The organism is Umezawaea sp. Da 62-37, assembly GCF_032460545.1.
In the GTDB taxonomy this organism is placed as follows: Bacteria; Actinomycetota; Actinomycetes; order Mycobacteriales; family Pseudonocardiaceae; genus Umezawaea.
In genome coordinates, this window is sequence record NZ_CP135965.1 from 7,154,255 (window position 1) to 7,166,504 (window position 12,250).

The 12,250-nt window shown below is 65.5% G+C and carries 7 protein-coding genes; 6 read left to right on the plus strand and 1 reads right to left on the minus strand.

Annotation, left to right across the window (positions count from 1 at the left end):
- Window positions 1-42: 42 nt before the first annotated feature.
- Window positions 43-2,784 (plus strand): ricin-type beta-trefoil lectin domain protein, encoded by a 2,742-nt coding sequence (locus RM788_RS33005; protein ID WP_315922395.1) that lies wholly within the window; start codon window positions 43-45, stop codon window positions 2,782-2,784.
- A 110-nt stretch (window positions 2,785-2,894) separates the two neighbouring features.
- Here the strand turns inward: RM788_RS33005 and RM788_RS33010 are convergent, their stop codons facing one another.
- On the minus strand, window positions 2,895-4,100 hold the full coding sequence (locus tag RM788_RS33010; protein ID WP_315922396.1) for an IS110 family RNA-guided transposase: 1,206 nt from the start codon (window positions 4,098-4,100) through the stop codon (window positions 2,895-2,897).
- Between the two features lie 230 nt (window positions 4,101-4,330).
- Between RM788_RS33010 and RM788_RS33015 the strand changes: the two genes are divergently transcribed.
- The 5 genes from RM788_RS33015 to RM788_RS33035 all read left to right on the plus strand — a co-directional run bounded on the left by RM788_RS33015 (window position 4,331) and on the right by RM788_RS33035 (window position 12,230).
- Window positions 4,331-5,440, plus strand: coding sequence for an RICIN domain-containing protein (locus tag RM788_RS33015; RefSeq protein ID WP_315922398.1), 1,110 nt, complete (start codon window positions 4,331-4,333; stop codon window positions 5,438-5,440).
- A gap of 98 nt (window positions 5,441-5,538) precedes the next feature.
- On the plus strand, window positions 5,539-5,946 hold the full coding sequence (locus RM788_RS33020; RefSeq protein ID WP_315922400.1) for a hypothetical protein: 408 nt from the start codon (window positions 5,539-5,541) through the stop codon (window positions 5,944-5,946).
- 315 nt (window positions 5,947-6,261) lie between these two features.
- Window positions 6,262-7,854, plus strand: coding sequence for a beta-1,3-glucanase family protein (locus tag RM788_RS33025; RefSeq protein ID WP_315922402.1), 1,593 nt, complete (start codon window positions 6,262-6,264; stop codon window positions 7,852-7,854).
- 491 nt (window positions 7,855-8,345) lie between these two features.
- Entirely contained in the window at window positions 8,346-10,496 is a 2,151-nt protein-coding gene (locus RM788_RS33030) for a glycoside hydrolase family 97 N-terminal domain-containing protein (protein ID WP_315922404.1), read from the plus strand.
- 189 nt (window positions 10,497-10,685) lie between these two features.
- A complete protein-coding gene (locus RM788_RS33035; RefSeq protein ID WP_315922406.1) occupies window positions 10,686-12,230 on the plus strand; it encodes a glycoside hydrolase family 76 protein in 1,545 nt (514 codons plus the stop codon).
- The last annotated feature ends 20 nt before the right edge of the window (window positions 12,231-12,250 follow it).

Genomic DNA, 12,250 nt, shown 5'->3' on the forward strand with positions numbered 1-12,250 from the left:
GAAAGTTCAATGCTCCATCCTGATCGTGGTCGCAGCTTGCGCATGCTCTTCGCCTTAACGGCCTTCACCCTGCTCGTCTCGGTGGTCTCCGCTGTCGGCGCGGCTATGCCTGCGGAGGCCGTCACGACCTCCGTGGCCGTGAACGGCGGCAGCTCCGGTCGCACGTTCGACGGGGTCGGCGCCATCAGCGGGGGTGGCGGCAACACTCGTCTGCTGATCGACTATCCGCCTACCCAACGGGCTCAGATCCTCGACTACCTGTTCAAGCCGAACTACGGCGCCGCGGTCCAGCTGTTGAAGTTGGAGATCGGTGGCGACGCGAACTCCACCGACGGCGCCGAGCCCAGCCACCAGCACGTGCGCGGTGAGATCAACTGCGATGTCGGCTACGAGTTCTGGCTCGGCAAGGAAGCCGTCGCCCGCAACCCGAACATCAAACTGGTGGCTTTGCCCTGGGCCGCGCCGGGATGGATCGGCAACGGCAACTTCTGGACCCAGGACATGATCGACTACGACATCTCCTGGCTGGACTGCGCCAAGGGCCACGGACTGACGATCAGCTACCTCGGAGGCTGGAACGAACGCGGCCACGACAAGACCTGGTACAAGAACCTGCGCTCCGCGTTGAACGCCAGGGGTTATGCTTCGGTGCAGATCGTCGGTGACGACTCCGGGTGGGACACCGCCGACGACATGCTCGCCGATCCCGCCTTCAACAACGCCGTCGGTGTGGTCGGCTCGCATTACCCGTGCGGCTACCTGTCCGATGCGACCTCCTGTGCCTCGTCGGCGAACGCGGTGGCGACCGGGAAACCGCTGTGGGCCAGCGAGTTCGGCTCGCAGGACTACAACTCCGGGTCGGTGCCGTACATCCGCAGCATCACCCGCGGCTACCTCGACGGTCAGATGACCGGATTCATGAACTGGCCGCTGGTCGCGGCGCTCTACCCCAACCTCCCGTACGCCACGGTTGCGCTGGCCGTCGCCGGGTCGCCGTGGTCGGGCTCCTACCAGCTGGGCAAGAACCTCTGGGCCAACGCCCAGGTCGCCCAGTTCACCCAGCCCGGCTGGAAATTCCTCACCGGCTCCGCGAGCGGCTACCTCGGCGGGAACCGGGCCAACGGCAGCTACATCTCGCTCAAGTCCACCAACGGCACCGACTACTCCACCGTCTACGAGACCACCGGCACCACCGCCGCGCAGACCGTGGACGTCGCGGTATCCGGGGGGCTCAAGACCGGCACCGTGCACGTCTGGTCGACCGACCTCGGTTCGTCCAATACCGCCGACCATTTCGTCAAGCAGGCCGACATCACCCCGACCACCGGCCGGTACACGCTGACCCTGCAGCCGAACCGGATCTACACGGTCACCACCACGACCGGCCAGGGCAAAGGCACCGCAACCAGTCCCGCACCCGGCGCACAGCCCCTGCCGTACTCGGACAACTTCGACGGCTACGCCACCCGCGACATGGCGAAGTACTTCTCCACCATGCAGGGCGCCTACGAGGTCCGCCCCTGCGTCGCGGGCCGGTCCGGGCAGTGCCTGCAGCAGGTCGCGCCGATCAGGCCGATCAACTGGCAGGACAACAGCGACGCCTACGGCTTGGTCGGTGACCCGAGCTGGAGCAACTACACCGTCAGCGTCGATGTCGACATGCAGCAGGCGGGCACGGTGACCCTCCTGGGCCGCGCGAACACCCAGAACCGGCCGCAGAGCAAGCAGGCCGCCTACCAGCTGCGGTTCAGCGACACCGGGGCCTGGTCGATCGCGAAGAACAGCAACGGCGGCGTCCTCACCACCCTCGCTTCCGGCACCCGCCCGGCGCTGGGCCTGAACACCTGGCACAACGCCAAGATCGGCTTCTCCGGCAACCGGATCACCGCCACCCTCGACGGTACGACCCTCGGTGCGGTCACCGACAGCTCCTTCACCGCCGGGCAGGTCGGGTTCGGGGTAGTCGGCTACCAGACCAACCAGTTCGACAACCTCACCGTGACCCCCAACGCCGCCGGTGACTTCAGCGGCATCCTCAAGGGCCAGGAATCCGGTCTGTGCGCCGACGTGCCCGGCCAAAGCCAGACCAACGGCACCGCGGTGGCGCTGTGGGACTGCAACGGCGGCGCCAACCAGACCTGGACCGCCACCCCGGCCAAACAGCTGAAGGTCTACGGCACCAAGTGCCTGGACGCGGGCGGCACGGCCAACGGGACCGCGGTCCGCATCAACGACTGCACCGGGTCGACTGCCCAGCAGTGGACCGTCAATTCCGACGGTTCGGTGGTTAACACCGGATCGGGCACGTGCCTGGACGTCACCGGGCACGGCACGGCGAACGGGACCGCGCTCGTCATCTGGGGCTGCAACGGCGGTGCGAACCAGAAGTGGGCGAGGGCCGACACCACCGGCATCCTCAAGGGCCTGGAGTCGGGCAAGTGCGTCGACGTACCCGCGGCCAACGAGACCAACGGCACTAGGCCCGCGCTGTGGGACTGCAACAACGGCGGCAACCAGGCCTGGACCTCGACCACGACCAACCAGCTCAAGGTGTTCGACACCAAGTGCCTGGAAGCGGTGGGCACCGGTGACGGGGCCGTCATCCAGATCACCGACTGCACCGGAACCGCCGCGCAGCAGTGGCGGGTCGGCACCGACGGCGCGGTCGTCAACGTCGGATCGGGCAAGTGCCTGGACGTGACCGGCCACGGCACCACCAACGGCACGGAATTCGTCCTCTGGACGTGCACCGGCGCCGCCAACCAGCAGTGGTCACGCGCCTAGACGTTCCACACCACCTCGGCGGCCGTCATGACGGCCGCCGAGGCCCCGGTGCACACGAGAGGATTCCCAATGAGGTTGTCAAGCCGCAACGATGACCAGCCGTGAGCTTGTCAGGCCGCGACAGCCGCTGGCGGGGACGTGACGGTCTGGAACGTGCGGTTGTCGCGGATCAGCGCCCACAAGACGTTCAACCGTCGACGCGCCAAGGCGAGTACCGCCTGTTTGTGCGCCTTGCCCTCGCGTCTTTTCCTGTCGTAGAAGGCTTTCGACGTCGGGCAGCAACGGGCGGCGACCTGCGCGGACAGGTAGAACACGCGCAACAGTCGCCGGTTGTAGCGGCGCGGGCGGCGCAGGTTGCCCTGGACCCGACCGGAGTCCTTGGGCACCGGGGCCAGGCCCGCAACCCCCGCGAGCCTGTCGGCGCTGCCGAACACGGCCATGTCCCCGCCGGTCAGGGCGAGGAACTCCGCGCCCAGCAAGGGGCCGATGCCGGGCATGCTCACGATGGCGGCAGCCGCGCGGTGGCGGCGAAACCGGTCCTCGATGAGCGTGTCGGTCTCCGCGATCTCCTGGTCCAGGGCCATCACCGCCTGAGCCAGTCGGGCCGCCATGGCCGCGGCCGTCGCTTCGCCGGGGACGGTGGTGAACTGGGCGTGGGCCGCGGTGATCGCGGTGGCGGCGACCACCGCGCTGGTGCGGACTTTCCGTTCGCGCAACCAGCTCGCCAGCCGGTCCTGGCCGCACTCGCGCAGCGCGGCGGGGGTCTGGTAGCCGGTCAGCAGGACCAGCGCGGCCTTGGAGGTGCTGTAGTCGAAAGCCCGCTCCAGAGCGGGAAAGTACTCCAGCAGTTGGGCGCGCAACCGGCTGATCGCCCGCGTGCGGTCCGCGGCCAGGTCGTAACGGCGGGCGGTGAGGATCCGCAACTCCACCGCGATCTCGTCGCCGGTGGTCCTCGGGTGCAGGTCTCGGCGCATGCGAGCCTGGTCGGCGATGACGAAGGCGTCCTTGGCGTCGCTCTTGCCGTCACCGCGGTAGCCGCCGGAGGCGTGGTGGACGGTGCGGCCGGGAATGTAGAGCAGCTTCTGGTCGTGGTTGACCAGCAACGCGATCAGCAGCGCGGCCCCGCCGGCATTGAGGTCGATCGCCCACAGCACGTCCTGGTCCAGGGCTTGGACATCGCCGATCAGTGTCAGCAGGTCGGCCTCGTCGTTCGGAACTCGTCGCGACAGCACTTTCGTGCCGTCGGTGTCGATCACCGTGCAGTGATGGTGGGCTTTGCCCGCGTCCACTCCGGCCCACAGTTCGGGCACTGTCACCTCCGTCGTCGTTCCTGCGGAATACCCGGCAGACGACCTCGCCGTCACGTCCTTATGCAGCGATCGGTTCGCTCATCCCAATCAGCGGTCGAGTCGTCGCGGGACCTCGGGCGGCCAATCCTCTCAAGCCACACCAACGGCTACACCATGACAGCCACACCCGAGACCCCTGGGTCCTCCCGATCTTACGAGTGACCAGAACAGACCCAACTAGAAGATAAGGAACAGCCATGAGATGGAATCCTAGGAGGCTCGGCGCAGCGGCGCTCGGCTTTGCCCTCGCCGTCGGACTGGCGGTGACCGCGACGGCGCCCGCGTCCGCGGAATCCAACGGCGGCGTTCGGGTGATGCCGCTGGGCGACTCGATCACCGACGGCTTCAACGTCTCCGGTGGCTACCGGGTCGGCCTGTGGCAGCGGATGGCCGCAGTCGGGCAATCGATCGACTTCGTCGGCTCCGGGTTCAACGGGCCGTCGAACCTCGGTGACCACGACCACGAGGGTCATTCGGGATGGCGGATCGACGAACTCGACGCGAACGTCGCCGGGTGGATCCAGAAGGCCGCTCCGCGCACGATCCTGCTGCACATCGGCACCAATGATATCGGGCAGAACCACGAGGTCGCCAACGCGCCCACCCGGCTGTCCGCGCTCATCGACAAGATCAGGGTCCTCGCCCCGTCGGTCGAGCTGTTCGTCGCGCAGATCACCCCGCTGACCGACGCGGGCCGAGAGGCCCAGGTGCGGACGTTCAACGCCGCCATCCCCGGCATTGTGGCCCAGAAGGGGCCCAAGACTCACGTCGTGGACATGCACACCGGCTTCGGCAACGGCGACATCGCCGATGGCATCCACCCCAACGCGGGCGGGTATGACAAGATGGCCGACCGCTGGTACGCGGCGCTGCGCTCCGTGCCCGCCAGCCTGTCCACTGTGGTCGACCCGCCCGCGGGCGACACGGTCGTGCTGGCCAATCCCCAGTCGACCCGCTGCCTGGACGTCGCTGGCGCGAACACGACCGAGGGCACGCAGGTGCTGCTCTGGGACTGCTACGGCAGCACGAACCAGCGGTGGACCCGGTCCTCGGGCGGTGAGCTGCGGATATTCGGCGACCGCTGCCTGGACGTGAACGCCAACGGCTCCGCCAACGGCACGAAGATCCAGATCTGGGGCTGCAACGGAAGTCCGGCACAGAAGTTCGCCTTCACCGCCAACGGCGCGATCGTGGCATCCGGCTCGGGCAAATGCGTGGACGTGACGGGGAACGCGACCGCCAACGGTTCCCTGGTCGCGCTGTACGACTGCAACAACACCGGGGCGCAGCGCTGGGCCGCGCGATAGGTGTTCCGCGACGCTCGCCCGATCACCTCCCGAACGTCGAGCCCGTCAAGGCGCGACCAACGAAACCCACTCGGAGCAGCACATACTGGAGGTAACGCATGAAGGTGTGGAAGTCCGGCCGGGTGACAGCATTCTCCGTAGTGACCGGCATCGCCGCGTCGTTCGCTCTCGCGGTGTTGCCAGGGGTGATCGCCTCCGCTGAAGCGAGTCCGGTCACGACGGCAGCGCAGTCGACGAGCAGCCGTCAGCTTCTGGGCACGACCAGCAACTCGGCGACCTACACTCCGACGGTTGCGGCATCCGGAACCTACGTCATGGAATACGAAGTCGACGGTGTCTCCTTCTACAACACGGCGATCGACGGGAAAGAACTCGGATACGTAGGCGGCAGCTCCGGAACCTACTCGACTCGTTCCTTCGAACTGACGGCGGGCACGCACACCGTCAAGGTCATCGGTCCCGAGGGCTACGGAACTGTCAAGGTGTACCTCGCTCGCGTGCACTGACCACCCCTCCGACTGCGCCGGTCCGCCCTCCGTCCGTCGGACGGCAGTCCGATAAGGACACCCGGTATTCAGCTGGTCGTGCTCCGTGCCGCGAGCGACCGGTCAGACCTCCTGCGGCACGACCTTCTCAACCAGAGACGACCCTTGGACCCGTGACTTTCCTTGACACAAGGGCAAGTGGAGACCAATGATGCAGTGAGAGCGCTCTCACCGATGTCGATCGGTTACGGCGCACCCTTTTCCACGCCTCCCGGTGAGTGTCCCTCCACCGCGCCGGGAGGCGTTCCACCCTGTCCTGGAACCGAGGAGACCCCTGTGCGCACCACAACGAAGTGGTTGAGCGCGCTCACCGCGCTCGCCATGGCGACATCCGTCGCCCTGTTCACCCAACCAGCGGCGGCCATCGGCCCCGACCTGCTCCCGTTCACCATTACCAACAACAGCGGCCGCTCCGACGCGGTCTACCTGTACGTGCTGGGCACCGACATTCGCAACGGTCGACTTGGGTACGTCAACCAGGGCGGCGGCTTCACCCCGTGGCCCGCGGGCGGCAACCCTCCGAGCCCCGCACCCGACGTCTCCATCGCCGGTCCCGGCAACGGCGGCAACGTCACCGTGCGGGTGCCGCGGTTCATCTCCGGCCGCGTCTACATGGCTTTCGGCGAGAAGCTCAAGTTCGCCCTGACCCCCGACGGGCTGGTGCAACCCGCGCCGTGGGCAGGCGGTGACCCCAACCGCAACATCCTGTTCGACTGGAGCGAGTTCACCTACAACGACGCGGGTCTCTGGCTCAACAGCTCCCAGGTCGACATGTTCGCGGTGCCGCACGAGGTCAGCGTCACCGGCGCGAGCGGCGTCACCTCGCGGACCGGCAACCTGGTGAACAACGGCCGCGAGAACGTGATCAACGCCGTGCGCCAGCAGTCCGGGTGGGCCAACTCCGTGGTGACCCGGTCCGACGGCACCGTGCTGAGGGTCCTCGCTCCCGGCAAGGCGGCGGGCGCGGGCCTGATGGACGCGAACTACCTGCAGCCCTACATCGACCAGGCGTGGGGCGCGTACGCGAGCAAGGCGCTCACCGTGGTCCCGTTCGGCGACCAGCCCGGCATCAAGTACTTCGGTCGGACGTCCGGCAACACGATGAACTTCACCAACACCTCGGGCCAGCAGGTGGCGTCGTTCCAGAAGCCCTCCACGGCGAACGTGTGGGGCTGCGACGGCAACCTGGGCGCTCCGAACGACCAGGTGGTCGGCCCCATCGCCCGCACCCTGTGCGCGGCGCTGCACCGCTCCACCCTCGGCCGGATCGACACCCAGCCCGGCGGCGGTCCCGGCGACTTCTACCAGGGCTCGCTGACGGACCACTACTCGCGGATCATCCACCAGAACATGGTGGACGGCAGGGCGTACGGGTTCGCGTTCGACGACGTGCAGGCTCAGGAGTCCCTGGTGCACGACGGCGACCCGCGCTCGGCGGGCATCACTCTCACGCCGTTCGGTGCGGGCGGCGGCAACCCGCAGCCCGCCGGCAACAGCATCGTCAGTAACTGGAACGGCAAGTGTCTCGACGTGCCCGGTGGGAACTTCACCGACGGTCAGCGCACGGTCGTGTGGGATTGCAACGGTGGTGCGAACCAGAAGTGGGAGTTCACCGGCGGTGCCCTGCGTACGCAGAACAACAAGTGCCTGGATGTCAACGGCGGGTCGACCGCGAACGGCGCGGTGATCCAGCTGTGGTCGTGCAACAACACCGCGGCTCAGCAGTTCGTGCTCAGCGGCGCGGGCGACCTAGTGAACCCGCAGGCCAACAAGTGCGTCGACATCGCGGGCTGGGACCCCAACAACGGTGCCGTGCTCACCTTGTGGGACTGCGCGGGCACGGCTAACCAGAAGTGGCACCTTGGCTGATCCCGTGCCGGTTCGGGGCAGGCAGCGTCGCCTGCCCCGAACCACCGGGAGATGGTGGTGCGAGACCACGTCGAATCGACACCGGATTCCCACCGCTATGCGCGGACCGGACGCGGTGTCCTGGCAGCCTTGGGCGATCTTCCGAATCGATCGTCCGACGACCGTCTGATATCGGTCCATATTACAGTAAAGGCGATTCCGAATACGGATATCGAGAGACCCGCCGGTGGACTCCGCCAGTGGCAACGGCTACACATGCTGCGTCTCAGCATACCGAAGAGGGCGTGAATCCGTTTGATTTACCACCGACGGACTACCTTGAGATAACGTCATCGCCATGGGTGGAAGCGCACGCGAGACATTGGTCGGACAATCCTTGCTTTTCCATCTCAAAGGAGGATTCTGTGCATAAACGTCAATACCTCCGGAATTTATTGCGCGTTACATTGACAATGCTTATGTCGGCCACGTTCATCTATGCTGTTCCGCACGTGGCGTCAGCGGCCACAGTGTGGTCGATCGGCGGGCCATCGGCTGGTTCGCCGACGTCGGCGCAGATCAGTCTGGACAACGGGTCGTTGACATTCGCGGTATCGAATCGGGGACAGGTCGTGCTGTCACCGTCGCCGATCGGCATCGTCACCAGCGCCGCAGATCTGACCAGGAACCTGACATTCGGTCAGCGAAGCGACCGAACGGTCACCGAGTCGTACTCGATGACCACGGGCAAGCAACGTACGCGGCGCACTACCTATGCGGAAACGACCTTGTCGTTCACCGGTGCCGGCGGTGCCCGTCTGGACGTCGTGATCCGGGTGTCGGATTCCGGCGCGGCATACCGGTACGTGCTTCCGGGATCGGGTTCGATCACGGTGAACCGGGAGGCGTCGTCCTGGACGGTACCGGCCTCGTCCAACGCGTGGCTGGTACCACCGCACAGCGAGGACCAAGGCCGGTGGTTCCAGTCCACTGCAGGCGGTGCCCCTTCGGGCAACAACTACCGAGTGCCGGCGTTGTTCGAGGTCAACGGCCGCTTCGCCTTGGTGGCCGAGACCGACCTCGACGGCCGCTACGCCGCATCGTATCTGGCCCACCAATCCGGATCCGGAACGTACGGCACTGTGCTGGCCGGTGGGATCACCACGACGCTGCCGCTGAGCACCCCATGGCGCACCGCGGCGGTCGGCGACCTGAACACGGTGACCACATCGACGATCGTCGATGACCTCGCCGCGTCGTCGAAGGTGGCCGACACGTCGTGGATCAAGCCGAGCACGGTCGCATGGTCCTGGCTAACCGAGCATTCCAGCCCGTCGGACGCGAATCGGCAACGCCAGTACATCGACTTCGCGCAGCGCAACGGCTGGGGGCATGTGCTGATCGACGAGGGCTGGTCGTCCAGTTGGGTGCCGGACGTCGTGGCCTACGCCCGTGCCAGGGGTGTGCAGGTGATCCTGTGGTTCAACTCCAACGACCTGCGGACTTCGCAACAACGGGAGAACTGGTTACCCCTGATCAAGAGCTGGGGGGTGGCCGGGGTGAAAATCGACTTCATCTACGAGGACACCCAACCCACCCTGCAGTGGTACGACACCATCCTCGCCCGCACCGCCGAGCTGCGACTCATGGTCAACTTCCACGGCGCTGCGACACCACGCGGTCTGCAACGTACCTGGCCGCACGTGATGACGGTCGAGGCGGTATTCGGAGCCGAGCAATACCTGCGGGCCGAACTCAACACGGTCCTGCCGTTCACCCGCAACGCCATCGCCAGCATGGACTTCACCCCGGTCGTCTTCAGTCTGGCCAACCGTGACACCACCGACGGGCACGAACTGGGCACCGCGATCGTGTTCGAGTCGGGTTGGCAGCATCTCGCGGACAATCCGGAAAGCTACGAAGCCCACGGCGAAGCCTTGCGGATACTCAATCAGCTTCCTTCGGTGTGGGACGAAACCAGAGTGCTCGGCGGCAGGCCCGGCCAAGGGGCCTACATCGCCCGCCGCAACGACGCCACCTGGTACATCGGCGGCATCTCCGCGGTGGCCGCAAGCACGTTCTCCTCATCGCTGTCGTTCCTGGGAAGCGGGCAGTACCTCGCGGAGACCGTGCGTGACGGTTCCGGTGGGTTGCTGCGCGAGACCAGGGTGGTCACGAACGCCGACTCGCTCAGCGTGCCTGTCGCCACTCGCGGCGGTTTCGCCACCGTCCTCTGCCGCTATACCGCCGGCATGACCACCTGCGGCAGTCGCGGTGTCGCTGCTCCACTCAGGGGGCAGGAATCCGGCCGTTGTGTCGACGTACCGAATTTCGACCAGGTCAACGGCACCAAGCCCGCGCTGTGGGATTGCAACAACGGCGCCAACCAGGGTTGGGCCGCCACCATCGGTAAGCAGTTGACCGTCTTCGGAAACAAATGCCTCGATGTGGACGCACTGGGTACAGCCGACGGCACGGCGGTTCAGATCTGGGACTGTAACGGTGGCACCAATCAGCAGTGGAATGTCAACCCGGACGGCACTGTCGTCGGAGTCCAGTCGGGTAAGTGCCTCGACGCCACAGGTCACGGCACGGCCAACGGTACGGTATTAACGATCTACACCTGCAACGGCGGCGCCAACCAGAAGTGGTCACGCAACTAGGACTCGCATATCGACATTGACGGGCTCATCCGGGTAAGACCGACATCTGCGAATGCTGGTGAACCCGTACTTCAGAAAATCGTCCCATGCATCGGCAACGTTTCGAATTCGGCGGTGGCACCGTTATGGGTGTGACGATGTCACCGCCGGATTTCCGGTGGTAAGCATGTGGCGAGAAGTGTTCCCGGTGTGACCAAGATCAGATCGGATATTATTGACGGGAAGGTGTGCATGATTAAGCTCGCATCGATTTTGGCTGCCGCGACAGCGTTCTTCGTTGTCGCGGCCGGCATGCCGATCGCGCGGAGTGCGACGGCTTCGGATCCAGTCGCGATTGCGCCGCTGACAGTGAACACGGATGCTACCTTCGACGCGCTGAACAGGGCATTCCTGGTTTCGAATGGTGATCGACGATACTATAAAGAGTCTCTTGGCAAGACGGAAAAGGACTATTTTTGGCGGCAAGCACTTGACATTCAAGCGGCCGAGGACGTGTACGACAGCTCCAGGCGTCCGGAGGTCCGCGATTTGATCGGTCGTCTGTTGGATACCTTTCTCCAGCAGAATCAAGGCTCCGGTGGCTTGTACGACTGGAACTGGAACGACTACAACGACGACTTGCTGTGGGCCGGTCTGGCGTTTGTGCGCGGCTACAAGATCACTGGCAACCGAACCTACTTGACGCAGGCGCAGTACGCCTTCAACCGGACGTACGACCGGGGCTGGGACACCGCGCTGGGCGGCGGCGTGTGGTGGAGCGTCGACAAGCAGGAGAAGAGCGCCCTCAGCAACAGCCCGGCGGCCATCCTGGGCGTGCTGATCTTCGAGTCGACCGGCGACCGTGGCTACCTGGACAAAGCGCGGGCGATCTTCGACTGGACATGGAGCCACCTGCTCGACCGGTCGACCGGCGGCGTCCACGAGAACATCCAGGCCAACGGCACCGTCTCCAGTGGACAGACAGTGTACTCGGCAGGCGCCTTCGTCGGGGCGGCCCAAGCCCTCTACCGCAGCACCGGACAGCGCTCCATCTTCGATGACGCCAAACGCACGACCGACTGGGTGATCCGTGAGCGCACCGCCAACGGCATCATGACCAACGGAACACGGGAGGGCACCTGGCAGTCGGAATTCTCCCGAGGCATGGGGGAGTTCGTCCGTGAGAACAACCTATGGGATCAATACTACGACTTCATGAAACGCAACGCAGATGCGGCATGGAACGCACGACGCACCGACCTGCAGCTGACCTGGAACCGGTGGGACACGCAGACACCACGGGACGACACCCGCACGGTCGAAGCCATCGGCTCGGTCATCATGCAGGCGGTGACCCCGGCGTCCAAACCGTCCGGAAGCGCGATCGTCAGCAACTGGAACGGCAAATGCATCGACGTCCCGGCGTCCAACTTCACTGATGGTCAGCGCCTGAACGTCTGGAACTGCAACAACGGCGCAAACCAACGATGGGAGTCGATCAACGGCACTCTGCGGACGCAGAACAACAAGTGCATGGACGTGGCAGGCGGATCCACTGCCGACGGGGCATCCATTCAGATCGTCACCTGTTCCGGAAGTCCGGCGCAACAGTTCGTCCTCAACGCGATGGGTGACCTGGTGAATCCCCAGGCAGGCAAGTGCGCGGACATCGCGGGATGGAACGAAAACGATGGCGCGGTCCTGAACCTATGGACGTGCACAGGTGGCGCCAACCAGAAATGGCGCCGCGGCTGAACAAACGGTGAACCAGCTTG